At 35.5% G+C, this 25077-nt stretch carries 22 protein-coding genes and 1 pseudogene; 10 read left to right on the top strand and 13 right to left on the bottom strand.

All coding sequences use genetic code 11. The annotated features are described in order from the left end of the window. Nucleotides 1-164 precede the first annotated feature (164 nt). Nucleotides 165-1410, bottom strand: a pseudogene (locus ACNARN_RS14150) (mechanosensitive ion channel family protein). Between the two features lie 600 nt (nucleotides 1411-2010). On the opposite strand from ACNARN_RS14150, the gene ACNARN_RS14145 reads away from it, so the two are divergent. Then, nucleotides 2011-3633 (top strand): hypothetical protein, encoded by a 1623-nt coding sequence (locus tag ACNARN_RS14145; RefSeq protein WP_416304590.1) that lies wholly within the window; start codon nucleotides 2011-2013, stop codon nucleotides 3631-3633. Between the two features lie 91 nt (nucleotides 3634-3724). On the opposite strand, the gene ACNARN_RS14140 is transcribed toward ACNARN_RS14145, so the two are convergent. After that, nucleotides 3725-4303: an HdeD family acid-resistance protein gene (locus tag ACNARN_RS14140; protein ID WP_416304589.1), complete on the bottom strand. Its 579-nt coding sequence runs from the start codon at nucleotides 4301-4303 to the stop codon at nucleotides 3725-3727. 192 nt (nucleotides 4304-4495) lie between these two features. On the opposite strand from ACNARN_RS14140, the gene ACNARN_RS14135 reads away from it, so the two are divergent. Beyond that, entirely contained in the window at nucleotides 4496-5350 is an 855-nt protein-coding gene (locus ACNARN_RS14135; protein ID WP_198619803.1) for a D-amino-acid transaminase, read from the top strand. 110 nt (nucleotides 5351-5460) lie between these two features. Here ACNARN_RS14135 and ACNARN_RS14130 read toward each other — a convergent pair whose 3' ends face one another. Continuing rightward, nucleotides 5461-6021, bottom strand: a complete 561-nt coding sequence (locus tag ACNARN_RS14130; RefSeq protein ID WP_416304588.1) for a helix-turn-helix domain-containing protein — start codon at nucleotides 6019-6021, stop codon at nucleotides 5461-5463. A gap of 85 nt (nucleotides 6022-6106) precedes the next feature. Here ACNARN_RS14130 and ACNARN_RS14125 point away from each other — a divergent pair, with 85 nt between their 5' ends. Together ACNARN_RS14125 and ACNARN_RS14120 are read left to right on the top strand one after the other, a co-directional pair. Further along, nucleotides 6107-6769 carry an AzlC family ABC transporter permease gene (locus ACNARN_RS14125; RefSeq protein WP_109373833.1) on the top strand — a complete coding sequence of 221 codons (663 nt, stop codon included), beginning with the start codon at nucleotides 6107-6109 and terminating at the stop codon, nucleotides 6767-6769. Beyond that, the gene (locus ACNARN_RS14120) at nucleotides 6769-7095 is read left to right on the top strand and encodes an AzlD domain-containing protein (protein WP_416304587.1); all 327 of its coding nucleotides are present in this window, start codon (nucleotides 6769-6771) and stop codon (nucleotides 7093-7095) included. The genes ACNARN_RS14125 and ACNARN_RS14120 overlap by 1 nt, the downstream gene beginning before the upstream one ends. 84 nt (nucleotides 7096-7179) lie before the next feature. Here the strand turns inward: ACNARN_RS14120 and ACNARN_RS14115 are convergent, their stop codons facing one another. The 3 genes from ACNARN_RS14115 to ACNARN_RS14105 all read right to left on the bottom strand — a co-directional run bounded on the left by ACNARN_RS14115 (nucleotide 7180) and on the right by ACNARN_RS14105 (nucleotide 10669). Beyond that, nucleotides 7180-8583 (bottom strand): ATP-binding protein, encoded by a 1404-nt coding sequence (locus tag ACNARN_RS14115; RefSeq protein ID WP_198619804.1) that lies wholly within the window; start codon nucleotides 8581-8583, stop codon nucleotides 7180-7182. After that, nucleotides 8584-9249 carry a response regulator transcription factor gene (locus ACNARN_RS14110; RefSeq protein ID WP_198619805.1) on the bottom strand — a complete coding sequence of 222 codons (666 nt, stop codon included), beginning with the start codon at nucleotides 9247-9249 and terminating at the stop codon, nucleotides 8584-8586. It abuts the gene before it with no gap. Nucleotides 9250-9937: 688 nt separating this feature from the next. Next, nucleotides 9938-10669 (bottom strand): hypothetical protein, encoded by a 732-nt coding sequence (locus ACNARN_RS14105; RefSeq protein WP_416304586.1) that lies wholly within the window; start codon nucleotides 10667-10669, stop codon nucleotides 9938-9940. A gap of 162 nt (nucleotides 10670-10831) precedes the next feature. On the opposite strand from ACNARN_RS14105, the gene ACNARN_RS14100 reads away from it, so the two are divergent. The 6 genes from ACNARN_RS14100 (at nucleotide 10832) to ACNARN_RS14075 (ending at nucleotide 16443) form a co-directional block, all read left to right on the top strand. Then, nucleotides 10832-11170, top strand: coding sequence for a DUF5713 family protein (locus ACNARN_RS14100; RefSeq protein ID WP_416304585.1), 339 nt, complete (start codon nucleotides 10832-10834; stop codon nucleotides 11168-11170). 242 nt (nucleotides 11171-11412) lie between these two features. After that, nucleotides 11413-11691: a DUF2798 domain-containing protein gene (locus tag ACNARN_RS14095; protein ID WP_109373827.1), complete on the top strand. Its 279-nt coding sequence runs from the start codon at nucleotides 11413-11415 to the stop codon at nucleotides 11689-11691. Between the two features lie 173 nt (nucleotides 11692-11864). Next, nucleotides 11865-12956, top strand: coding sequence for an NADH:flavin oxidoreductase/NADH oxidase (locus ACNARN_RS14090; protein WP_416304584.1), 1092 nt, complete (start codon nucleotides 11865-11867; stop codon nucleotides 12954-12956). Between the two features lie 255 nt (nucleotides 12957-13211). Beyond that, nucleotides 13212-13841: a CatB-related O-acetyltransferase gene (locus tag ACNARN_RS14085; protein ID WP_198619809.1), complete on the top strand. Its 630-nt coding sequence runs from the start codon at nucleotides 13212-13214 to the stop codon at nucleotides 13839-13841. 407 nt (nucleotides 13842-14248) lie between these two features. Continuing rightward, complete coding sequence (locus ACNARN_RS14080) at nucleotides 14249-15991, top strand: YadA-like family protein (protein WP_198619810.1); 1743 nt, start codon at nucleotides 14249-14251, stop codon at nucleotides 15989-15991. A 134-nt stretch (nucleotides 15992-16125) separates the two neighbouring features. Continuing rightward, nucleotides 16126-16443 carry a hypothetical protein gene (locus ACNARN_RS14075; RefSeq protein ID WP_198619811.1) on the top strand — a complete coding sequence of 106 codons (318 nt, stop codon included), beginning with the start codon at nucleotides 16126-16128 and terminating at the stop codon, nucleotides 16441-16443. Nucleotides 16444-16672: 229 nt separating this feature from the next. Here the strand turns inward: ACNARN_RS14075 and ACNARN_RS14070 are convergent, their stop codons facing one another. The 7 genes from ACNARN_RS14070 to ttrS form a co-directional block, all read right to left on the bottom strand. Further along, nucleotides 16673-17083, bottom strand: coding sequence for an acyl-CoA thioesterase (locus tag ACNARN_RS14070; RefSeq protein WP_023581781.1), 411 nt, complete (start codon nucleotides 17081-17083; stop codon nucleotides 16673-16675). A gap of 107 nt (nucleotides 17084-17190) precedes the next feature. Beyond that, a complete protein-coding gene (locus ACNARN_RS14065) occupies nucleotides 17191-17970 on the bottom strand; it encodes a PhzF family phenazine biosynthesis protein (protein WP_198619812.1) in 780 nt (259 codons plus the stop codon). Nucleotides 17971-18133: 163 nt separating this feature from the next. Then, nucleotides 18134-19669, bottom strand: coding sequence for a peptide MFS transporter (locus ACNARN_RS14060; RefSeq protein WP_416304583.1), 1536 nt, complete (start codon nucleotides 19667-19669; stop codon nucleotides 18134-18136). A 420-nt stretch (nucleotides 19670-20089) separates the two neighbouring features. Further along, nucleotides 20090-21298, bottom strand: coding sequence for a multidrug efflux MFS transporter MdtG (gene mdtG, locus ACNARN_RS14055; RefSeq protein ID WP_100160056.1), 1209 nt, complete (start codon nucleotides 21296-21298; stop codon nucleotides 20090-20092). 272 nt (nucleotides 21299-21570) lie between these two features. Then, the gene (locus tag ACNARN_RS14050; protein WP_416304582.1) at nucleotides 21571-22512 is read right to left on the bottom strand and encodes a Kdo(2)-lipid IV(A) acyltransferase; all 942 of its coding nucleotides are present in this window, start codon (nucleotides 22510-22512) and stop codon (nucleotides 21571-21573) included. 74 nt (nucleotides 22513-22586) lie between these two features. Further along, on the bottom strand, nucleotides 22587-23189 hold the full coding sequence (ttrR, locus tag ACNARN_RS14045) for a tetrathionate respiration response regulator TtrR (RefSeq protein ID WP_075673842.1): 603 nt from the start codon (nucleotides 23187-23189) through the stop codon (nucleotides 22587-22589). A 10-nt stretch (nucleotides 23190-23199) separates the two neighbouring features. Beyond that, complete coding sequence (gene ttrS / locus ACNARN_RS14040; protein WP_198630083.1) at nucleotides 23200-24963, bottom strand: tetrathionate respiration histidine kinase TtrS; 1764 nt, start codon at nucleotides 24961-24963, stop codon at nucleotides 23200-23202. Between the last annotated feature and the right edge of the window lie 114 nt (nucleotides 24964-25077).

Here is a 25077-nt window from a genome sequence, read left to right as displayed (position 1 = left end):
TTAAACAATCAATCGGTGTATAAAAAATAATATAACGATTATTATTAATATATAGAAAAACAAGATTGTTAACATGATAACAAAATAAGAGATTAAAAATATTTGTTAATAAGAAAAGTAAAAAAGAAGAATAATTCTCCTTTTTTACTTTATACAAAAATGATTTATTGCGGATTATTTTCGACAGGTAATCTGAGTGCTCTTACATCATTTCCGGTTGGAGATTGGTGAACTCTTAAGCCAAATTGAGGCAAAATAGCAAAGATATGATCAAAGATATCTGATTGAATCGCCTCGTATTGAACCCAAACGGTGGTGTTCGTAAAAGCGTAAATTTCAATGGGAAGCCCATCCGAGGTTGGGGCTAATTGTCTTACCATAATTGTCATTTGCTTATGAACATTAGGATGGTTTTTTAAATAAGCTTCAACATACGCACGGAAGGTTCCAATATTGGTCATGCCACGTTGGTTTAATGGTGTTTGATATTCATTGCCCAAGGTTGCATTGAATTGATTAATTTCACTTTCCTTATTTTTTATATAAGGAGTCAACAAGTGGGCCTTTTCTAGATCATCAAGTTGCTTTTTATCTAAAAAATGGATGCTGTTAATATCAAGAGCAAGACTTCGTTTAATACGACGTCCTCCTGATTTTGTCATTGCTTGCCAGTTTTTAAATGAGTCTGAAATTAGAGAATAAGTTGGAATAGTTGTAACTGTATTATCCCAATTACGCACTTTAACCGTTGTTAAACTAATATCAATAACGGCGCCATCAGCACCATATTTAGGCATTTCTAACCAGTCACCAAGGCTTATCATGTTGTTTGCAGATAATTGAATACCAGCGACTAATCCCATAATAGGATCTTTAAACACCAACATTAATACAGCCGTCATGGCGCCTAAACCACTGAGTAAAATAAGAGGTGATTTGCCAATAAGTAGGGAAATAATCATTATCCCAATCAGCACAGAGGCGGCGAGTTTTAAGCTTTGAAAAATACCTTTTAATGGTAATCGGCCAAATGAGGATGAATTTCTCATGATCTGCATACAGAGATCCATAATAGAGAAAAGCATCAACAAGCCAAAAATTAAGCACCACGCTTGGGCGCTGGTGGTGAGGATCTCTTGATCCCATCCACACCAGCGCTTGGATATTAACAACAACGCCTTGGATTAAAAACGCAAAACGACTAAATAGTTTATTTATTTCTAGAGAAAGTTGCCATTTCTGATCGTACTGACTTATGGCTTTGGAAATTTTAGGTAAGACCAACTTGTGCAAAATAAAATGAAGAATGATTGCGACAAGAAAAATAATGGCTAAAACGAGTAGTAGAGAAGCGAGTTGGGCATACTCCTCATTGAATTGACGTATCCATGTAAGCAGTTGCTGCTGCATAAAATATCCTCATAGTTAATGTGGGTCGTATATTAAGAGTATAGAAACGAGAGCTTAGTTCAAGAAGGTGAATTTTTTGTTACGACAAATGTGAGGGTAAACGAGATGATAATTAAGCGTAGCAGAGTGAATAAAAGCCAGAAATAGTCTTTTGTGCGATGAGGGTGCTATTTCTGGCTTTATGCTGTATTTTATTTTTAAATCAAATAATTACAGTAAACGAGTTGATGATAATTTTACAACAACTTGGTGCAGGTTAGTAATAAAAGAAGTCATTGATTTCATATTAAGTGTCCTATTAATAAAATGTGATTCATGTCACAAATATTTTCTAAGATTGATTTTAATCACATTTCCATAACAGTCAATAGCTTTATACAAAAATATTTTAAAATTTAAATTATTTTTTATTTTAAAGATGTTTTTTATCGATCAAGTAGAGGGTTTTCTATTGAAAACTTTCTTTATCTTATTGTTTATTTTCTCTTTTTTACTTTCATCTAACAACAATGCTTAGTTGACTTTTTTCTATTGTGATTTTCACTCAAATTTTTTGCTTTAAGCTAAAAATGGAATCGGAAAAAGAAAGGAAATCACTCAATGAATATCGAAACAAAAGAAGAACGTTTACAAAAAATTTTACAAGGTGAGAAAAGTGCAATAGCACTAACACCACCTGTTTATGGTGCCCATGCTCAAGCCGTTATTGATGCTGATGTGGATATTAAATTCAATCAGATAAAATCATCTCCTGATGAGCCTGATAACGAAGTAAAACTGAATCGAGTTATCAAATATGAAGTTAGTGTAACGGGGATTAATCTACGTTTGGCTGAATGGCGCACAAGTCCGAAAGGTATTTTAATTTTACCAAACAACAAAGATGTCTACATCACAATAGTGGATAACAGCAAAACAGAAATCTCTTTAACGGGTAATCGCAGTGGTGTGGCGTCATTACAATTGATCTTAAAAGATGAGGATAATGAGAATATTGTTTATTATGCAACACCAATACAAATTCGTGTTACCCCACCTAAAACCAATCCTAACACTGACTGTTCATCGAGTAATTGTGAACAATTTGATGACTTGTTGACAATACGTTCAGAATCTATGCAATGGCCAAGTCAGTGGGAGAGTGTTTCTAAAAGTTTTGTGGTACATCTTCAAGATAAAGAAGGTGAAGATGTTCAAAATAAAGAGGTTAAATTAACTTACAATGTAGAGAATAGTACATTGGCTGTTGAGCCAGAAATCTATAATTCTGATGGCGAGAAAATTAATATTGGCAAAACGAATAAATACGGTATTGCGAATTTTAAAGTCAAATTTAAAAAGAGTGAACCGAAACAAGTCGCTATATTTCATGCCGAAACTGAAAATAGTGAAGATCTAGATAAGCCAATTAAATCCAGAGATTATTATGTTGAAATGACAACGGAGAAATTACCTTCTCCTAAAGTGCCTGCAACATTAAATGGTATTCTCAGCTATCATAGTGAGAACTATTGCGTTAACGCTAATCTTATTTTAGGTCGTGATATTAGTGAAAGCACCCAAGTTGGGTTTTATTTTAATGATCAACTTAAGATGTTGCCATGTACTGATAAATCAGCCGTTTCTGTGAGATTAGAGAACCAGTCATTAACAAATGGCATTCATTACATTTCTTTCTTCACTGTTGATATCTTCGATAATATCTGTTTTTCTCGACGTGAGCGTATTATTGTTGATAACTCTTTAACTGGGGAATGCAGTAAGCAAATTAAAAATATTGCGCCCAAGCCTTGTATTAGTGTCACTATTCCTCAGATTTGCGATCGCTACTTTAATTCTGTCAATATTAGACTTGTTCCTTCTTTATGTTTACAAATTAAAAATCGTGTAGCGAAAATGAATATCCAAAAAATGGTTATCATTTTTAATGGTTATTCTAAGGTAAATAGTAGTGAAAGAACGTTGGTATATCGCTCAACATTAGAAATCTACGCTGATGATCCTCGTTTAGGTAATTTCTTACACGATACAACACCTAATAACGATCCTATTAATATGGTTGAGATCGTTGAGCCTGCATTAGAGAGTATTTTGGCTGATGCATTGCCTAATATTGAAGTAGGGCAACTAGGTATCCAAGTGATGGTATTTGAAAAAACAGGAAATTGTTACCTTTGCGGAGAAAATATGTATACGGTATCTCTGCGCTTACCTTGTGCTTAGTACAAATCTATTTTGCTTTATACTTAAGAGCCACCTTGTGTGGCTCTTTGTCTATGTTTCATCAATAAGATTATTATCACTAAATAGTCAATTAGTGAGTCATTCGTTTTATCGCACTTATTATCGATAAAATGGTGATAGAGCTTAAAATAAGTTGTATACCAATTAACGCCATGACGAGTGCGACTGAGGTTTCAGGGCCAAAAGCAATTAAGAAATAGGCAATTACTAAATCTAAAAATCCAACCAAGATATTAAACCAGCCATAAAAATTATCTTTGATTTGTTTAAAGCCTATATTTAGACGCAGTATACCCGCAAAAATAAATAGGAAGCCGATAAAAAAGGCGAGACTAAGCATACCTTGTAGTGGATCAGTGACAAAAATATAGCCAAGCAGAAGATAAATAAAACCCGTTAATAACGTAATCAACATTGACCAACCAGAAGAAACTTGAGCATTAAAACCACCAATAATGCTGGATATCGCACAGGCAAAAAATACAACACCGAGTAATACACTGATAACAATGCCAGAAGAAAGAGGGTTAATTATACAGATAAAACCTGCAATAAAGCCCAATGTGGCAATAACAGTCATTAAAGTACATTGTTTTTTAACCAGTTTCTCTGTTAGCTGAGATAAATTATTTTTATTAATATCTAACATAGCCACCTCTTATCCTTATATTTGATACATAAGTTAAATTATAGCAATTTTTGCTTATATAACATGACTTAGTTACATAAAACTATAATTAAAAAGAGGTAAGGATGAGGGGAGCATCTTTAAAATAGAAAATTGAAGGAGTAAGGTAGTGAATTGAGATAGATTGTTAATAAAATTTATAACGGAGGTAAAATGTCTGATATCGTGTATTTAGACAGTCACTTTGTACCTAAAGAGCAGGCTAAAATATCTGTTTTTGACCGTGGTTTTTTATTTGCAGATGCCGTTTATGAAGTTACTGCTGTTATTGATGGTCAGCTCATTGACTTTAATGGGCATTTTCAACGCTTACAGCGTTCATGCAAAGAATTAGGTTTATCGCTTCCTATTACCAAAGAGTTGCTAATTGATGTTCATCATCAACTTATCGAAAAGAATAATCTTCATGAAGGGCTTATTTATTTACAAATAACACGAGGTACTGATTCCTCTCGTTTTTTTGATTTTCCATCTTCATCTGTTCCTTCCACAATAGTTGCTTTTGTACAACATTCAACAGTTGTTAATCATCCTAATGCAAAAAAAGGGATTTCAGTAATCAGTGTTGAAGATATTCGTTGGCAACGTTGCGATATTAAAACAGTGGCATTATTAGCGGCGTGTTTAGCAAAAAACTATGCACATCAACAAGGTGCTGACGATGCTATTTTAATTAAAGATGGCTATATAACAGAAGGCAGTTCAAGTAACTTTTTTATTGTTAATCGTGATAATGAAATTATTACACGGCCGCTAAGTCAGGATATTTTACCTGGTATCACACGCCAAGCGATTATTCAATTGGCGCAAGAAGAAGGGCTTAAAATAACAGAACGTCGATTTACACTTGATGAAGCGAAAAAAGCAAAAGAAGCTTTTATTAGCTCTGCGACTACATTAATTTGGCCAGTTATTTCAATCGACAATGAAGATATAAATCAGGGAGCCGTTGGGCATTTATCTCAACGATTACGAGAGATTTACCTTGATAAAGCACTTAAAAAATAATTGTCTAGACAGACATTCTCTATCGAATTTATCGCACTGCTTTCAGATTTTTATTGCTATATAGCAGTGCGGTAAATTTACCATTTACTATGTTAATTCGTTTTACTATGTTAATTATGATGCTCAATAATCATGACGGCAGTTGTATCTGGCTCTAAAGCTCGTAATACATGAGTGACGTCACCGGGATAGCAAATATAATCACCGGGTTGTAATTCTTGTTGATTATCTAAAGTACCTACCATTGCGCTTCCACTGATAATAATAATATGTTCAGTCACATTTTTACTGTGAGGATCAGAGACTCTATCTTTCCCAGGTTGTGCAATCACGGTGTATATATCGCGCTTTGCGCCTACAGGACAGGATGAAAGTAAAAAAGCATGATAGTACGCTTTTTCTGCACTAATTTTAAAGCCATCACCTTTACGGATCACCTTAACTTCAGGTTGTGGTGCTGAAATAAGTTGAGAAAAAGGAATATTTAACGTAACACAAATTGCCCAAAGTGTTTCAATACTTGGATTTCCTTGTCCCGCTTCTAATTGAGATAATGTTGATTTTGCAACACCAGCTCGTCTTGCTATTTCAGCAAGTGAAAGACCCGCTTTTTTTCTTTCTCTAGCTAGTGCTTGAGAAATAATTTCAATAGGCGCACAAGGTGATGACATCATAGCTTCCTTCAAAAATCATCTTGCAAAAAAATAAATCGTTCAACATAATGAACGAATGGTTCGATAAAAAATACTATGTTCTATGCAAATTAACAGTCGTCTTGATAATAACGTACTTAGAGATATTGTGCTTGTTTCATTAGCTGACGGTATTGTCGGTATCTCTTATGGTGCTTTAGCTCACACACAGGGTTTTGATTTTTGGGTGCCGTTGGTGTTATCCATTTTTGTTTTGGCGGGCGCTTCTGAATTTCTTTTTATTGGCGTTGTGGCAATGGGAGGAAGTGCAATATATGCGGCTCTTGCGGGATTAATGGTGAATGCACGACATATTCCTTTTAGCATGGCAGTAAAGGATTTACCAGGAAAAGGGCTTAAATCATTATTAGGTTTTCATATATTAAATGATGAGAGTGTTGTATTTGGTTTATCTCAACGTACCGCTGAACAAAATAAATTAGCATTTTGGGCTTGTGGGTTAGGAATTTTACTTGTTTGGCCTTTGGGAACCATGCTTGGTGTTTACTTGGGGTCATTTATCGTAGATATAAAGATGCTAGGGCTGGATGCGATGTTTCCAGCTATTATTCTCGCATTAAGTTTGCCAGCATTAAAAAATAAACTAACACGTCATGCTGCAATCATAGGGAGCATTATTGCACTCGTAACCACATTATTCCTTCCTGCTGGAATACCTGTTTTATTATCGCTATTAGGCGTACTGTTTGTGATAAGGAAAATATAATGTCCGCAGCTTCTATTATTACAGGAATTATTATTCTTGCTGTTGGTACATACGCCATGCGTCTTTCCGGAATATTGCTCAATAATAAAGCAGGTATATCAGAGAGGGTTAAAGAGCTCCTCTCATTATCTGCGATTGTTATTCTGTTTTCGGTGGCGATGACATCGACATTTTTTGATGGTGACCAACTTGCTGATATTTCAAAAATTATTGGTGTTGGTGTCGCGGGAGTACTTACTTGGCAGAAAAAGCCCTTTATTATGATTGTCCTTAGTGCAGCAATAGTGACAGCAAGTCTACGTTGGTTAATTAATCTTTGGGGATAACACTCATTAGAGCCTCATCGCGATAAAATAAAAGGAGGTATAATTACCTCCTTTATTCTGGAACATCGGTTATCTATCTATTTATTAATCGTTTTCTGATGATTTAGCTTCTAAAGGTAGAACAATAATAAAGCCAATTCCTTTATTATTCAGTCCTTCAGTAACAATGAGTGATGCTTGAATTTTATTAGCGAGATTTTGTGCAATAGATAGACCTAATCCGCTACCTGTTTCGTTAGAGCCAGGAACGCGATAAAAACGTGAAAATAGAGCATTAATATGTTCTTTTGCGACACCAGGGCCATTGTCACGCACGATAACATGTATCCCTTCGGCGTATCGATTCTCAATAGTTACCTCAACTTGGCTACCTTCAGGGCAATATTTTATGGCATTATCAAGCAGATTATTAAATATAGAGAGTAAAGCCTGTTTATCTGTTTTAAGTGTTAAACTTTGGCCTTCATTAAGTGATAACTCAATATTTTTAGTAATCGCATAAGGAACGCGCTGTGCTATTGCATTTCCAATGACGTTATAGATATCAATAGATTCTATTTTTAATGGGAAATCGTCACATTCTAATCGCGCCAGATCAATTAATTGATGAGAAAGTGCAGCTGCTCTATCAAGAGATTGTTTCATATCATCAATAATTTCTTCACGCTCTTGCTGATCATCGACTAAAGAAAGCAGGTGTAATTGAGCAATAACCGCAGCTATTGGTGTTCTTAATTCATGGGCGGCATCGGCCATAAATTGTTTTTCACGAATATTAGCAGCGTCAATTCTTGCCATTAATTGGTTTAGCTCTTTAAAGATAGGGCGAATTTCTTTAAATTGCTGACTGACATTAATAGGCGTTAAATTACGTGGTTTACGATTAGAAATAAGTTCTGCTGCTTGCCTTAAAGGGCGTAAACTAAAATAAGCAGTAATTAGGATTGCAAAAATAACAGTTGCGAGAATAAATAGAAAAGGAACAAAGGTGCCTTCAACAGGGTTACCAATAACATGGCCTCTGTCTTCAACCGATTCACCGATAAACACTTTTATTTTATGTTTTTCTCCCCAGCTAAAAGAGAGTATCCACTTTTCACCTGCGACAGACACTTTTTCTGATGCTAATGAAAGTACTCTTGTAGGGATAGGCAACTCAGGACGATTAGTATAAATCAGAGTATTATTTTCATCTAAGGCAATAAACCACGGTAAATATTGTAGTTCATCATCTTCACCATTAAGCATGGCGTCGATATACATGCCTTGTAAATTATGAGCGACTTCTTTGAGAACTTCAGGCTGGTCAGCAACAATCTCTAAGGTATTAGCAAAACCCTCAGCAATAATTTCTTGCTGTTTGTTATACACTTTTTCGAACTCAGCAAGATAATCAAATTGTATCCAAGCTAACCAAACGCCCCAAAGCATAACGATGGAGATAATCTGAAGGACAATGGTGTAAATAAAGAAGGAGCGGATCTTCATTTAATTAGTTTCTTTTTTTAATAAATAACCTACGCCACGAACCGTGATAATACGTTCTTTGCCTATTTTTCTCCGTAAATTATGCATATGTACTTCAAGGGAATTGCTCTCAATTTTATCGTCTAAACCAAATAAACGCTGTTCCAACTCTGATTTACGCACCACATTGTCAGTATTACGCATTAATTCATATAATAGTTGGTATTCTTTACCTGATAATAAAAGCAATTCGTTATTTAAAGTGACTTGATGGTTTGCTGGATTAAGCTGTAAATCGCCAATAGACCATATTTGTGAAGAAAAACCGGCCATTCTACGACTAACCGCTTTTACGCGAGAAATAAGTTCAGGCATAGCAAAAGGCTTTGGTAAAAAATCATCTGCGCCTGAATCTAATGTTTGTACTAAATTATCAATTTGAGTGCGGGCAGTTAAAATAATAATCGGAATTTTCTCGCCACTTTTTCTAAGTGCAATCAGCTCATCTTGCCCATCACCATCAGGTAGACCTAAATCTAATAGCATTAAATCAAAAGGGCGTTGACTTAATTGAACACGAGCATCCGCAAGCAATCTGACCCAACATGGTTGAAAACCAGCAATTTCAAGCCCGCGACAAAGCGCTTTACCGAGTTGTAAATCGTCTTCAACTAATAAAATGTTCATAATAATACCTACCTAAAATCGTCTTAAGAAAGTATAAGAGCCAAATAAAAATTGAGCAATATAATAAAATGTAAAGCAAGGTTTGATTAATGAACTCTTAATGTAAGATAAATTTTTATTTAATACGGTTTACTAAAAATAAATGACTAGAATTTTCAGGAATGGATTGAGATAAGTATGCTATTTATTTCATATTTATCACGTTAAGGCATTTAATGTTAAATTTAAAGATCTATTTTAGATAGAATTAGCATAATTAATCTAATGTGAATAATAAATACTTCACTCTATTATGCTAAGGTAACTTAAATACTTTATTTAAGATACTTTAGGTTTAAAAGAGAAGGTTATTAAAAATTAACATTGACTAAATAAGTTTTTATATTTAAAACAATATAAATATAAAATATCAATTTTATTGAATAATATAACTATTAAATTTATGTCTTATTCTTTTATTGAAATTGGATAACTGTTTTAATATATCCCTGTTGTGCAACATTTTTATTAGATTTAAATTATTTACTCTATTCATCTATACTCTTGCAGTAAAAATTAACTACTTGAAAGGAATTGATTTTTTAATAAAAGGAATTTACATGAAATTAGATGGTGTTATTTAGTATAAATTAAATCATTCTGTGTCAGAAATGCTCCCAACCCTCTGGGAGCATTTCACATGATGTTATCACTGACAAAGTGAGTTATCCCACAACATTAAGTTAAATGGTAAATTTAATGGCGCCACTAATTCATTCACCGTGGTTTGAAGCTCTGCTTTTGCTTGAATCAGCCTTTGTTTATCTATATCAGGAATAAAGTTATCTTTTGCTGGTAAATCATCTAATGTGTATTCTTCCACCAAAACGCCATTAGCCCAACGTTGAAATAGCCAATAACTTTCTGGCATCAATGTATATTTTGTACCATCAATAATTGTTGTTTTATCTTCCTGATAACGAAAGGAAATAAGCTGATTTGCAACATTATCCCACATCCAACCTTTGTATGTTCCATCCTCTAATCGATTTATCGACCAATGCATATCATCAGGTTGATAAAAATACAGCTCAGTTAATATAACATAAGGTGTGGTTTTTGTTGATAATGAGGCTTGAATAAGACCATCAGTAAAATAAGAAATATTAAGCGTTTTATTATCAATGTTCAGTCCAATACTGCAAGTATCCCAATGTGTTATTGTTAAACCTTCTTTAGTTGGTTTTTCTGGAATGGAAATCACGGCATCTGTTGCATCATTTTCTGTTGGTAGGTAGTAATGACCTGTAATATATTCACCGTTATTGCCATAGAAGTACCATGTCGCTAAAGGTGAGTTTTGGAAATATTTATTAATGATCAAAAATGAGAGCAGTGCAATCGTCAAAAAAAGAAATATAAATCGTATTTTTTTAGCCATTTTAATTAATTGCCTATTTTCCGTTTGCTGGTCAGAATTCTATAAATTCATAGAAATAAAAGCGAGACATTTAATTAATAAACGTAATATACTTTCCCGTAATTAAGATAATAAGTGCACTTTAATGACCTTAAGATAAATACTTAGATAAGGATATTTTTCATGATTAAAAATAAAGTACTTGCCGCACATTATTTTTTAAAGGGAATGGACAATGATAATTATTATCCAACACACCTTGTAAATAAAGGGCAAGATTTACTAAAAGCACTTTGTGTAAAAATAGAAGCGACTTCACCTAAAAATTTGGCAGAACTTTATATTCTAACGCAAGAAACAACAGATCAATTTAATGAGTTAGCGGAAGAGTTTTATGAAGAAAATAGCGAAATTGAAACAGTAGCAAGAGAGTGTATTGCTGAGGATTTTTGCGTTATCGCTGATGAATACGGTTTTGAGAATGCTGATATAGAAGAGTTAATTGCAACACGAGATTGGTAGGGAAAAGATGAGAAAACCGTATCGTGTTTTCTCATTTTTCACTAATCTTAATTTTATCAATTATCACCTAAATGATAATGAGAATAATTTAGTTGACAAAGAAATATTTATTAATAAACTAGCTCTCAGTTTGGTCAAAAAGACTCGTAAGCGTTTACGTTAATCAACGCATATAACTTTTTTAGCCTGTTGTATCGGCAGTTATGTGCTGTTGTACAATCGTATTATTGGAGTCTTTATCTATGTCTTTTCATGACAAAAATTACTTTTTAGGTATTCCTAAACTTCCTACTCGAGCAATGATTTTTCTTGTTCCCTTTTTCCTTTCTTTTATCATGTCAGGTATTGTTGCTTTTATTAGTACCGTCAAATCGTTAGGAATGGGAACATACGTTATCTCCCCGTGGTTAACTTCTTGGGGGATCTCTTGGATGATTGCTTTTCCTACTGTTTTATTCGTCTTGCCGATCGCAAGACGCTTTTCACTGTTATTGGTGAAACCAGCCAAATCTAATGATTAATTAAAAAAGAGATCAGCAATTGATGCTGATCTTTTTGTTTTTCACAATGTGAAGTAAACCATCGCCTAAATGAATAAGATCCGATAGCCTTAAACTTGTATATTTAAATGGTATATCGAAAAGCGAAGATATTTTTCTTTGCATAAATTCTTATTGATAGCAGGAGGCTTTAAATGAGTTTGTTGTTCTCCCCTAAAAAACTAGGCCCCCATCAGTTAGATAACCGTATTATCGTTGCACCTATGTGCCAATATTCAGCACAAGAAGGTTACCCGACAGCATGGCACACGATACATTACGGGCAGCTAGCATTATCAGGTGCTTCGCTAGTGATTGTTGAAGCAACAGCGGTTGAGCCTAGAGGTCGTATTAGTTATAAAGATTTAGGTATTTGGTCGGATCAACATGGCAGTGAATTAAAAAAACTTGTTGATAATGTTAAGCAATATTCATCTGCAAAAATTGGTATACAGATTGCACATGCAGGACGTAAAGCATCGACCGATGTACCTTGGAATGGCGGAGCGTCATTAGCGCCAGATTCTCCTAATGGATGGCAGAAAGTTGCACCTTCAGAAATTCCTTTTGGAAAGAATCATCAGCCTCATGCTTTGGCTATTGATGAAATTGAAGAAATAAAACAAGCTTTTGTTGATGCTGCGAGAAGAGCGGAGTCAGCAGGATTTGATGTAATTGAGATCCACGGTGCTCATGGATATTTATTGCATGAATTCTTATCTCCATTATCAAATCACAGAACGGATCAATACGGTGGCGATTTTAATAATCGTAGTCGGTTATTAGTGGATGTCTTTGTCGCCGTGAAAAATGCAGTTTCTGATAATGTTTGTATTGGTGTCAGAATTTCTGCGACAGATTGGGTTGAAGGCGGTTGGGACTTAGAAAGTGCGATTGCGTTAACACAACATCTTGAAGAATTAGGTTGCCATTATATTCATGTTTCTTCTGGTGGATTATCAGAAAAACAAGAAATTAAACTAGGTCCTAATTATCAAGTACCATTTGCTCAAGCAATTTATAATGAAACGCAACTACCTGTTATTACTGTTGGTCTAATTACTGAGCCAGAACAAGCCGAAGCCATTTTACTTACAGAGCAGGCTGATTTTATCGCTTTAGGCCGAGGTATTCTTTATGATCCTCGTTGGCCTTGGCATGCGGCGGAAAAACTCAAACAAACCATAAAAGTGGCGCCTCAATATTTACGTTGTGCGCCTCATGGTAGCAAAGACTTTTTTAAATAGTGATACCAAGCCACGGGGAATAACAGGGTGTTATTCAGGGGAGCCGTGGCTTTTTCTTTAATAACCGTTATGATGATGCGCATAAACAGCAAGCATAATTGAATTGCGTTGTAATAATTGGTCGTAAATAAGATGAAAAAAAATCCCTTATTGCTTCAACCAAGGATTGCTTAAGACGATGTGTTTTGAATGCGAACACATCATCAGAGAATTAAGCATTCTTTGATGACTCATTAATTTATTGCGAGTCATATTATGAAAAATAAACATTGGTCGCGTGTAGAATATCTACACGAAACGGTTAAAAATAAAAATATTATCATCAAAGGACAACACAGCTATTACAGTGATTGTTGGGATGAGGGTTTTGAGACCTCTGTTGTTCGCTATCTTTATGGTGATGAAGCTAGTCTGCAATGGGAGCCATTGTGGGAAATTGATAAATTATATGTTGGCGATTATGTCTGCATTGGTGCGCAAGCCGTCATATTAATGGGAGGAAACCATACACATCGTATGGATTGGTTCTCTCTTTATCCTTTTATGGATAAAATTGAAGAGGCATATATTGGTAAAGGTGATACTCATATTCATGATGGTGCATGGATAGGAATGCGTGCAATGATAATGCCTGGTGTGACGGTTGGAGAAGGTGCTATTGTTGCTGCTAATAGCGTTGTTTCCAAAGATGTTGAACCTTATAGCATTGTTGGAGGAACACCTGCACGACACCTTAAATATCGTTTTGAGCCAAAAGTTATTGAGCAACTTTTATCTTTAAAGATTTACCAATGGTCAGAAAAGAAATTTGATGCTCTGAGGCCTTATTTATGCCAATCATCAATTGATAAATTATTAATTGCAGAAGCGAAATTTATTGAGTAAAACAAAATCCCTAAACGTAACCACGTTTAGGGATTTTTACTTAGATACTATTTTAATATAAATTAATCATATCACTAAAAGATAAAAAATAATGTTGTTTTTTTATTTGATCTCTATCTCAAATTCCAAAATATTTTAATTTTATTAAAATACTTATTATTTTAATTTTTCATGTTTGTTTTTATTTTTTATTATTTATGCTTTTTCTTTAGTGGTTGATTTTATTTTAAAAATAAAAATTAGTTATTTGTTTTTTTATTAAATTTAAAATCATCTAATGATGTTACTATTTATATTTAATAGAATCGTCAAGAGTTATTAAGTTGTTTTATAAGATATATAATGTGTAAAAAATAAAATACATATTACTCTACATGTGAGTTTATTAATTTTGGAGTGATATAGGTATGGTTTGTAATATAAATTTTAAGATAAAACTATTAGTTATTATATTATTTTCATCTACTTCTTCCTATGCCAATAATACCACGTTATTAGGTGGAAATAGTAAAGCAGATGGTAATGAATCGACCGCGGTTGGATATAATACATGGGCACATTCAGACCAATCAACCGCAATTGGTGCTAACGCGGGAGCAGAAGGTAAAAATGCAACGGCAATAGGCCATAAAAGTACAGCAATAGGAGATAATGCGATGTCATTGGGAAGTGGTGCAATGGCAATCGGTGACGGTTCTCTTTCTATTGGCTCTCAAGCTTATAGTGAAAATAAAGATTCAATTAGTATAGGGAAAGGGGCAATAAATAATGCTGAAAATGGGGTTATTTTAGGTAGTGGCAGTCGCCTTTCTGATAATGCAGATAATTCAGTTATTATTGGTAGCAAATCTTCAGGATCAGCAAGTAATGCAATTATATTAGGCGATAACAGTAGTAATAATCGCAATAATACATTATCAATCGGTAGTGATAAAAATCAGCGACAAATTATTAATGTCGCAGCAGGTACAGAAGATAACGATGCTGTTAATGTTTCTCAATTAAGAAAAGAAAAAGATAATATTCTTATTGAGGCAGATAAGCGTATTAATGACAATAACCAGAATATTTATAATAGAATTGAGCAAGAAAAAGATCGCATTCTTAAAGAGACAAATAATCAAATAAATGATAATAATAAAATAATAAAAGGCGATATTGCTAAAGCAAATGAGGAGGTGCTAAAAAGAAGTGAAACAAAAGCAAATGAATTAGCCAATAGTGCAGAGAAGAAAGCAAATCAATATACTGATAGTAAAATAGAAAAACATCAAGAGAATACGATTAATTATATCAATGAAGCAAAAAACGAATTTCATATCTATAGTGAAAATAAATATGCTGAAATAAAATCAGGCGTTGAAGATTATACTAATAATCGAGTGGATGAAATGAAAGGTAATATTGAGAAAAACACCAATGATAAAATTACCAAATCTGAAAATAATATTAAAGAATATACCAATAATAGAATTGTTGAAGTTGAGAATAGTGGTAAAGGATACACTGATTTTAAAGTCAATGAACATCATGAAAAAACAGTAGAACATATCAAGAATACCCGAGATGAAATAACATCATTGACAGAAGGGCGAGTTATAAAATCTGAAAAAAATGCCAATAATTATACTGATATAGAAATCAGTAAAATTTCCACAGGTATTGAGGGTGCAATAAATAGAAATAACGAAAAAATTACAAAAGAGCGTGAAAAATATATTACTCAAAAAGGAAATGAATATATCAATATCACCAATACTGTTATCAATGAAAGAGATGAGTCCCTAAGAGAATACATTGATTCGTCAAAAAAAGACTCTATTTCTATTGCGAATGAATATACCAACAATAAGATTAAGAATATCTTTATTGATAATGATGTCGCGCTCAATAATATGGATAACAAAATAGATAAAGCTGACAAAAGGGCAAGTGCAGGTATTGCCTCTGTTGCGGCAATGGCCAATATTCCTTATGTGACTAATCATACTTTTAGTTTAGGTGTGGGAGTGGGTAATTATCGCGATGCTAATGCCCTTGCAACAGGTGCTCAGTATCAAATAACAGAAAGTGCCATTATTCGTGTCTCTGCTTCATGGAATACAGAAGATCGCGGTGTTGTCGGCGGAGGTGTTTCTTATGGTTGGTAAAGCACTTTTATATTGTGCTCAATAGAATGAAAAAATAGAGATAAGGCTGTTTCTTTTTTATCTATCTGCTGGCTTTTATGGCTTGGATTTGAATAATAAAGGTAACAGCCTTTGTTTTCTATAATGAGCAAATTATGATCTTTCTTCATTCGGGTGGTGGCGCTTTTGAAAAACAAACAAGAGTTAATCAGGCCGCAACAGAAAAAGCACAAGAGATTGCTAAAAGTAAGATAAAACAAGTGGTGCAACTTAGATCACTTGCAGACTTTCCTGTTGATATTGAACAGATTGGGGTGATATTACTGATTGAGCCCACTATTGAGTTAGCGCTTGAAGTGGGGCGACAGTATTCACAATCTACGGATATTGTTATTGCTGAAAGTGCAACTGTAGGAAGGAAACTGACTATTTGTCAGATTGAGTTTGCAGTAACAAAAATCTGTGTTCTCTGATTTTTGAACTTAATCAGTTATCCACATTAACTGTGGATAACTCTTGTCTTACATGTTAGTAATCTTATTATCTATTGATTTTGTTGGATATTTTATGTTGATTGAAAAATATCCATTTAAATTAATGTTCTTACTCTTTGTTATTATTCAAAATAATAAATCACATTATAAAATAATGCAGTTTTTAATTAAGAGAGATAAAAAGTATGATAAATCTCTCTATAAGATGCTATTTATCGAATAATGGCGTTGGTTTACCGTCATGATCAACCGCAACGAAATTAAACTGACCATGGATCACTTCTTCACGGCCTTCTGCGTACATATCTTCAAGAAAAATAGAAACATTTACCGTCAAACTTGTACGTCCAACACGAATAACTTCACCCACTAATTCAATAATCGTACCCGATGGAATAGGGTGATTAAAATTTATTTTTTCAGTTGAAACCGTCACTAGGCGTTTACGGCTAAAGCGAGTGGCGGTAATAAATGAAACTTCGTCCATCCAAGCTAATGCAGTGCCACCAAAGAGTGTTGAGTGATGATTAGTCGTGGTAGGGAATATGACTTTAGATACACGAGTGACTGAATTTTTAATTTTATCTTGTAGCTCAGGAGATAAGTCAGAGATGGACATAACAATAAAGCCTTCTTCTTTTATACTGTAGGGGAGAAATTCCCCACAGTATAAAATAGAGTAAATTGAAAGCAAAGTAGATGAATGGCTGATTATGCCGTCTGTAATTAAAAGGTTATTTCGCCAGTTAAAAAGAGTGCAGCATCTCCTGTTAGTAAAACGCGATTATCTTTTAATTCACAGTCGATATTTCCACCTCGTTTTGAAACTTGTCTTGCTTGTAACTGTGTTTTATTGAGTTTATTACCCCAAATTGGGGCTAATACACAATGCGATGTGCCTGTAACAGGATCTTCATTCACGCCTTTTACGGGCGCAAAGAAGCGAGAAATAAAGTCAAAAGGAGCATGACCTTTAGCTGTGATAATAACGCCAGGTAAAGGCAACTGTGCGATTTGAGTGAAATCCGGTTGGTAGTTAATGACAGTTTCTGGATCAGATAAAAAGCAAACATAACGATCACGCGCTTGCCAAACTTCATCTATTTGTAATGCTAATTTTTCTTCAAGCGCTGATTTTATATCGTTATTTAATGTCGCGGGTATAGCTGGAAAATTAAGTGTAAAGAGAGATCCTTGGCAAGAAATAGTGAGCTCACCTGAAAGAGATTGGAATTTAAAGAGCTTATTAGGAGACTGTTTTATCGTTTTTAGTACAAAAGCTGTGGCCAATGTTGCGTGTCCACAAAGAGGAACTTCAATTTTAGGTGTAAACCAACGAATATGATCACCAACTAAAAAAGCGGTTTCAGGCAAATTAATCTCACTAGCAAGTGTAATTAAGGTGTCATCAGGCAACCACTCTTCTAACAAAACGACAGCTGCGGGATTTCCTGAAAAAGGCAGAGAGGAAAAAGCATTAACATAATAAATAGGAAGAACTGTCATCGTATTACCTTAGTGATAAACTACCAATAAATAGAAGGTAATGAGATTAAGTGTTTTAAATATTGGGTGCAATACTTAAAAACAGCGTTACAAATTGTAGGATATAAAAGCAAAAAGCCATGTCTAAGTAATTAGACATGGCTTTAATAATTAACGCATTAGATTAAGCTTGTGCTTTCTCTTTGCTATCTGCACTTTGTAAAAGTTTACGAACTGGAATAATCAGTGCAGCAAGAACAGCAGCACAAATAACCAGAGCGATAGAAACATGAGAGAAGAAATCAGGCATTACATCCAGTTTGTCTGGACGGATATTTCCACCCATTAAACCTGCTGCCAAATTACCTAATGCACTTGCACAGAACCATAATCCCATCACCTGACCACGCATTTTAGCAGGCGCTAAAATAGTCATAGTGGCAAGACCAATTGGGCTTAAGCATAATTCACCTAATGTCAGTAATAAGATACTGCCAATTAACCAAAGAGGTGAAACGCCTTGTCCTGTTGCAATAACGCTTTCAGATGCAAACATCATGACGGTAAAGCCACCCGCTGCAAATAAAATACCAATCACAAACTTAGTCATACTGCTTAAATTCATATTCTTACGTGCCATCATTGGCCATAACCAGCTAAATACAGGTGCAAGAATAATAATAAACAGGGCGTTAACAGACTGGAACCAAACTGCTGGGATCTCGAAACCCATAAAGTTTAAGTCAGTATAGTCGTTGGCAAATAAGTTAAATGATGTTGGTTTTTGTTCGAATGCAGACCAGAAAAGGGCTGCTGAAACCAATAAGAGGAAACAAACAAATAAGCGAGAACGGTCACTACTACTTAATCCAGCAAATAGGAATAAATAGATAAAATAAGCGATAACACTACCTGAAATTACATAGACCATAAAGTTAGCCACAACAACTGGGTTAAAAGGAATAACACCAGAAATAATAAGGCCAACAATTGCTATAAGAACGACAGATAACGCTAAGATCCATTGACCGACATTACGACGAACGACGGTTGGGCGATCCCAACTTGAATCTAAACCGACTTCGCTATCAAAGCGACGCATGGTCGGTACTGCGTAAAAGCGGAAAATCAGTAACGCAACAAGCATACCAATCCCACCGATACCAAAGCCCCAATGCCAGCCATAATCACGCACTAAGAAACCCGTGATGAGTGGTGCAATAAATGAGCCCATATTGATACCCATATAAAATAAGGAGAATCCACCATCACGGCGAGTATCATCCCTTTTATATAAGGTTCCTACCATCACAGTTACGCAGGTTTTAAATAGCCCTGTACCCAATACAATCAGTAATAAACCGATAAAGAACAGATCTTGTGACCAAAACGCTGAAAGTGCGATGGATAGGTGCCCTAATGCAATAAAGATAGAGCCATACCATACAGCTAGGCGCTGACCTAACCAGTTATCAGCCAGCCAACCTCCTGGTAGCGATGTTAAATAAACACCGCCTGCGAAAATACCCACAATAGCAGATGCCTGCTCTCTGGGGATTTCCATGCCACCCTCATAAACGGTTGCCGCCATAAATAGAATTAATAATGGGCGAATACCATAGAAAGAAAAGCGTTCCCACATTTCGGTGAAGAAAAGGGAGCTTAATGGATATGGGTGGCCAAAGAAAGTTCGGCTAGATTTTGAGTGAGTAGATTGCATCTTAAATTCCCAAAAAAAACCTCTACAGGTCGTTTGCAAGTAAAAAGAACAAAATATCAGCTAGTGGTGAAACAAAATTATTTCATTCTGTTATCAATACCCACTGCATTTAATTAATATATTTTTAACATACTTTTGTCAGAATTTAGTGACTAAAAGTATATTTAATACTTTATAAACCATTTTTTGGTGCAAAAGTCGATAAAAATCTCATTTTGCAATAGTTAACCTTGCAATTTTTTGAAAAAAGAGGACAAGAAAATTTTATAGGTCTTAACAAATAGGGGGTGAGAATATTCTTAATAAACAATAAATTACAAAAAATAGAATAAAAAAAATAACAATTAGGCCTTTAAATGTAAAAGTGTAATTTTTTGAAGAAAAAAAACTATTAACTAATCTAATTTGTAGATTTTTTGACTACTTTTCTTGTGGTGTTCTAAAGCTTAACCAAGAATAAATTAGATTAAAAAAGACAACGGCTGCGGTGAAATAAAAAACAGCTCTAAATCCATAGCTTGCAGCGACAAAAGCCCCCATTAACGGTCCCGTAACATTTCCAACATCTCTTAGTGCTTGGTTATAGCTGAAAATTCGACCCGCAATAGCAGGGGTAATGTTATAGAGAATAAGCGTTTGTACCGCAGGTAACATGGCTGCGTTGACCGCACCAAGTAAAAAACGTAGCGCGCCAAGTTCCCAATAACTACTGACCAGTGCCATTGGAATTAACATAAAAATAGAGAGTCCGAGGGTAAAAAGAAGGACTTTATCAGGACCAATTCGGTCACCTAATTTACCAAAACGAGGTGCGCTAATAAGTGCAGCAATACCAGGTACAGAGGCGACAACACCACTGATAAAGGCAAGGTTGCTAACTGAACCTGTTAATTCACGAATATAAAGTGTCAAAATAGGCGTAACGGAGCCTGTTGCTACTTGAATGATCATCGTAGTGAAAAATAGGCATACAACGAGTCTTTTATTTTTAAGTGATGAGAATACTTGTTTGGTGGTCAGTGCGTCTTTTTTAGAAACAGGTGTAAAGTTTTCACTGACAAAAAAGAGGGTGACTAAAAAGCAAATAAATAAAACGGCAGAAGTAATAAAGAAGACAGGACGTAAACCATAGAGATCGGCAAGCATACCGCCAATTAAAGGACCTATTAATGCGCCACTCACTGCACCTGTTGAAAGTGTTCCTAATGCCCAGCCGCTTTTTTTAACTGGAACCTGAGTGGCAATTAACGCATTTGCATTCGGAACAAAGCCACCTAATACACCCAGCAAGGCTCGCAATACTAATAATTGCCATATATTTTGAGCAAACCCAATTAATACCATCACAATTGCCATACCAAGGGCAGAACGTAACAGCATTAATTTTCGACCTTTTCTATCTGATAATTTCCCCCAAAAAGGTGCTGCAATGGCAGAAAAAAGGAAAGTAATACTAAATGCAACACCTGTCCAAAGATTAAGCTCTTCGTGATCGGTTATACCCAGTTCTTCTACATATAAAGGAAGAAAGGGCATGATCAAACTAAAACCAGCGCCAGTTAAAAAACAGCCAAACCAGACAATATAGAGATTACGTTTCCAAGAGTTATTTCGGGGCTTGAGATCCATGTTACTCCTTTAACCGAGAACGAGAGAGTAAACCAAGAAAATAGGCTGACAATAACCGTAGCGATGTTGGGCGTGACAACAACGAGTCGGTTTTCTTATTTTATGATGAATAAGAATATAGCCATGATACAGAATAAGTGCGATAGGTCTTGCTCTTATAATGTGTTTTGCAGGAGTTTACAGCTTATGCTGTTATTGATTTTATTATTGTTATTTCAGTGTATTGCAATATAACAAAGTGGCTGTTTTATTTCAAAACAGCCACTTTGTCGTTAGTGTACTTTCTTTATTTCGTTATATAAGGAAGCGTCACCTTCTGGGCGAGTTTTAAAGCGACGATGTAACCACATATATTGGTCTGGCGCGCGTAAAATCTCTTGTTCAACGACTTTATTCATCGCTCTCGCGGTACTTTCCTCATTATCAGTAGGAAAATCAGCAACAGGTGGCGATATAATTAATTCATAACCCTTGCCTTCAGGTAAGCGTTTTGGGGTAAATGGAATTAATGCGGGCTTGCTCGTTTTTGCCAGAATATAAGTTCCCGTTGTTGTTGCCGCTTTATCAACTGCAAACAAAGGCACAAAAACACTTTTACGAGGACCATAATCATGGTCAGGTGCATACCAAATAATTTCACCTGCTTTTAAACTACGGATCATGCCTTTGACATCTTTTCTGTCAATCATAAATTTATTAGAACGTAATCGACCCCATGTTTGTAGCCAGTCCATAACGGGATTATCGTTAGGGCGATAAACACCAACGCCAGGATTACAAATACCAAAAATCCTAGCACCAAGCTCTAGTGTCAGAAAATGGATCCCAATAAGTAAGATCCCTTGTCCTGAGCCTTTAACCTTTTTGATATTTTCAAGCCCACTGACTTTAAACCAACGTTTGACACGCCACTCTGGCCAAAACCACGCCATACCCGTTTCGAATAATCCCATACCAACAGATTCAAAATTTTTATTAACTAAGGCTTCTCGTTCACTTTTTGGCATCTGTGGAAAACAGAGTTCAAGATTACGTTCCGCTATTTGGACACGTTTTTTTAAAAAAACTTTTGAAAAACGGCCTAGGCGCGTACCTAGCCAATAAATGACAGGATAAGGAAGGAGAACCAGAATATAGAGTAATCCGATCCCGAACCAAGTCAGCCAATATTTAGGATGCAAAAATGATTTTTTAAATGGAGGTGACTTTATCATAAGCCTATCTATTTACTATTTTTCCAATGAATATCTTATATTGTGACACTTTTTAGCGCAGATAAGAAATTTTGTCATAAATTAGGTGAAATTATTTCGATACCTTGTAATGCCGTCACCAATTCGGCTATATTTTTAGCTGCCATTTTGTCCATCACTTTTGCTCGATGAACTTCGACAGTTCTTATTGAAACACAAGCAACTTCCGCAATTTCTCGGTTCATTAATCCTTGTATAACATAATAGGCAATGTCTTTTTCTCTTGGGGTTAATGAAGCATAACGGCGACGAATATCATGGGCGGTAAAACGCGTATTGGTTTCAAGAAATGCTGCATCTAAAGCAGATAACAACGCATTGCTATCAACGGGTTTTTGTAGAAAGTCGATAGCTCCTTTTTTGATCTCTTCAACTGCCATGGGGATATCGCCATGACCAGTTAAAAAAATCACAGAAAGGGTGCTGTGCTTATCAATTAAATGCTGGTGGACTTGCCTGCCATCGGGTTTTGGCATTCTCATATCTAACAATACAACACCTTGCTGATAGAGATTGACATTGTTGATAAAGAACTCGCTATCATTCCAGACATGGGCTGAATAACCTAAGCTTTCTAATAAAAACTGACAAGCATCAGTGACAGCAAGATCATCATCAACAAGATGAATTGTTGGCATTTTTTCTCCGTTATTTATTTTTGTTAGGGAAAATAAGTGTGATTTTTATTCCAACTTTATTTTGTTCATTCTTTTGGTTTTCAATATGAATATCAGCACCTTGAGAAAGCAATAAACGTTGGCAAATCACCAAACCTAACCCAAGTCCTTCCGTTTTTGTTGTTTGGAATGGGGAAAAGGGCTGTTCAAGTTGGCTGTGGCTCATTCCACCTGCATCATCTTCAATGACTATAAGTAACCTATCAGGAGCCTTATGGGTGCTAATTTTTAGTTCGTTAGCGCCAGCTTGGAGACTGTTGGTGATTAAATTCGATAAAATTTGCTCTAATAATGTTTCGGGTAAACACAGGGTATCATGTTCATCAATATGGGTGATCAGTGAAACTTGTGGGTATTTGTCTTCTACGCGTAAAAGCTTCCAAATATGTTGGATACACTCTGCAATACTTTGATGAGAAAGCAAAATGGTATCAGTATTAGGTGTTTGTTTTCCAACCCATAAGCGTAGATTTCTAATGATATCAGCGCCGCGTTGCGCCTGCTTATCTATTTGTTGCAATGCAGGTAGCAATGGGTGCGATTCATTCTCTCTTTTGAGGCGAATAACGCTCCCTTGCGCATAGCTTTTAATAGCAGAAAGTGGCTGATTAAGCTCATGAGCAAATCCTGATGCCATTTCTCCCAATATATTTAAGCGTTGAGCGTGTTCTAACTCTTCCTTTTGCTGTCTTAATCGATTGTGAGCGTGTTCCAGTTGGCGACTACGACGCCTAACTAAATAGCTGATCCAGACTTGGTTTAGGATGAGAAAAAGGATAGCCGCCAATGAAAGACCAATAATAAATTGGTGCTGAATAGCCCAACTTTGCGCATCTTGCCAAAGCTGTCTTTGGCGAGGATGTTGGTTGACTTCCCTTAATAGCTTTTCAACTTGTGTATGTGAAGCAGGGGCTCCCCATTTCATCGGTTTACTATCATCGGTGAGTAAAACGCGAGTGACTTTATCAACAAGTTCATCAGGTACGGTATCTAGTGCTGCGAATGACCAATTAGGGTAGAGCGGTGTACTGGTTAAACATGGCGTATTGGTTTGATAGGAAATCAAGGGGCGGTAATCACTTTTACGAATAAGCCCTTCGCTATCCATATTTTCCAGTAAACAGACGGGAATAATTGCCGCATTAATATCCTCATCTCGTAATAGATAAAGTAAAGCATCCGCCGGAAAACCCGTGAAACGCAATGTGAAATCTTTATCAGGATCAATTCCGTCTTCTCGTAGCGCTTTGTAACCTAAAAGATAGCCGCCAAAGGCATCAGGGGCAATGGCGCCAACGCGTTTTCCGATTAATTCATGTGCAGAAGTAATCGGGCTATCGTTACGGACGAGAATTAGGCTACCAATGACATTTCGTGTCGTGTTATCAGGCTCATAGCCAGAACGTAAAGAGAGCAACCAGCGTAATGGAAATGCATTATCTAATTGAATAAATTGCGCAGGATTTGTGAGTAAGAAATCAACACTTTTCTTCGCAACTGCTAATTTCATCTCCTCCAGATTTAATGGCATTAACACAAAGTTTTCTGACGGAAATTGTTCATTTAATGTATCAACAAGTGGATGCCAGTGTCTTTGAGTGGACGCATCACCACGTAGTGCTAAAACACCGATTGTCCACTCTTTTGCTGTGGCTTGTAGAGGAAGTACAAAAAAGAGCAGCAATAACCCGATACTTACTGCGTTTCTTATCCCAATTGTCTGTTTTATCGTCATAAATATCTAATGTTAAATATTGTCTTGGATCAAGTTCGCACTTGGTATGTGGTAAACCACAATAGGTGTCATCTTCAGTAATTTTTACAATGCACTTATAACAAAACACATACT

Origin of the sequence: Proteus sp. TSJ240517, assembly GCF_047921575.1 — a bacterium.
Lineage (GTDB): Bacteria > Pseudomonadota > Gammaproteobacteria > Enterobacterales > Enterobacteriaceae > Proteus.
This window is presented reverse-complemented; position numbering and strand designations above follow the sequence as displayed.

Coding starts and splice junctions, on each gene's coding strand:
- ACNARN_RS14145 (WP_416304590.1), top strand. CDS start 2,011: ATGAATATCGAAACAAAAGAAGAACGTTTACAAAAAATTTTACAAGGT.
- ACNARN_RS14140 (WP_416304589.1), bottom strand. CDS start 4,303: ATGTTAGATATTAATAAAAATAATTTATCTCAGCTAACAGAGAAACTG.
- ACNARN_RS14135 (WP_198619803.1), top strand. CDS start 4,496: ATGTCTGATATCGTGTATTTAGACAGTCACTTTGTACCTAAAGAGCAG.
- ACNARN_RS14130 (WP_416304588.1), bottom strand. CDS start 6,021: ATGTCATCACCTTGTGCGCCTATTGAAATTATTTCTCAAGCACTAGCT.
- ACNARN_RS14125 (WP_109373833.1), top strand. CDS start 6,107: ATGCAAATTAACAGTCGTCTTGATAATAACGTACTTAGAGATATTGTG.
- ACNARN_RS14120 (WP_416304587.1), top strand. CDS start 6,769: ATGTCCGCAGCTTCTATTATTACAGGAATTATTATTCTTGCTGTTGGT.
- ACNARN_RS14115 (WP_198619804.1), bottom strand. CDS start 8,583: ATGAAGATCCGCTCCTTCTTTATTTACACCATTGTCCTTCAGATTATC.
- ACNARN_RS14110 (WP_198619805.1), bottom strand. CDS start 9,249: ATGAACATTTTATTAGTTGAAGACGATTTACAACTCGGTAAAGCGCTT.
- ACNARN_RS14105 (WP_416304586.1), bottom strand. CDS start 10,669: ATGGCTAAAAAAATACGATTTATATTTCTTTTTTTGACGATTGCACTG.
- ACNARN_RS14100 (WP_416304585.1), top strand. CDS start 10,832: ATGATTAAAAATAAAGTACTTGCCGCACATTATTTTTTAAAGGGAATG.
- ACNARN_RS14095 (WP_109373827.1), top strand. CDS start 11,413: ATGTCTTTTCATGACAAAAATTACTTTTTAGGTATTCCTAAACTTCCT.
- ACNARN_RS14090 (WP_416304584.1), top strand. CDS start 11,865: ATGAGTTTGTTGTTCTCCCCTAAAAAACTAGGCCCCCATCAGTTAGAT.
- ACNARN_RS14085 (WP_198619809.1), top strand. CDS start 13,212: ATGAAAAATAAACATTGGTCGCGTGTAGAATATCTACACGAAACGGTT.
- ACNARN_RS14080 (WP_198619810.1), top strand. CDS start 14,249: ATGGTTTGTAATATAAATTTTAAGATAAAACTATTAGTTATTATATTA.
- ACNARN_RS14075 (WP_198619811.1), top strand. CDS start 16,126: ATGATCTTTCTTCATTCGGGTGGTGGCGCTTTTGAAAAACAAACAAGA.
- ACNARN_RS14070 (WP_023581781.1), bottom strand. CDS start 17,083: ATGTCCATCTCTGACTTATCTCCTGAGCTACAAGATAAAATTAAAAAT.
- ACNARN_RS14065 (WP_198619812.1), bottom strand. CDS start 17,970: ATGACAGTTCTTCCTATTTATTATGTTAATGCTTTTTCCTCTCTGCCT.
- ACNARN_RS14060 (WP_416304583.1), bottom strand. CDS start 19,669: ATGCAATCTACTCACTCAAAATCTAGCCGAACTTTCTTTGGCCACCCA.
- mdtG (WP_100160056.1), bottom strand. CDS start 21,298: ATGGATCTCAAGCCCCGAAATAACTCTTGGAAACGTAATCTCTATATT.
- ACNARN_RS14050 (WP_416304582.1), bottom strand. CDS start 22,512: ATGATAAAGTCACCTCCATTTAAAAAATCATTTTTGCATCCTAAATAT.
- ttrR (WP_075673842.1), bottom strand. CDS start 23,189: ATGCCAACAATTCATCTTGTTGATGATGATCTTGCTGTCACTGATGCT.
- ttrS (WP_198630083.1), bottom strand. CDS start 24,963: ATGACGATAAAACAGACAATTGGGATAAGAAACGCAGTAAGTATCGGG.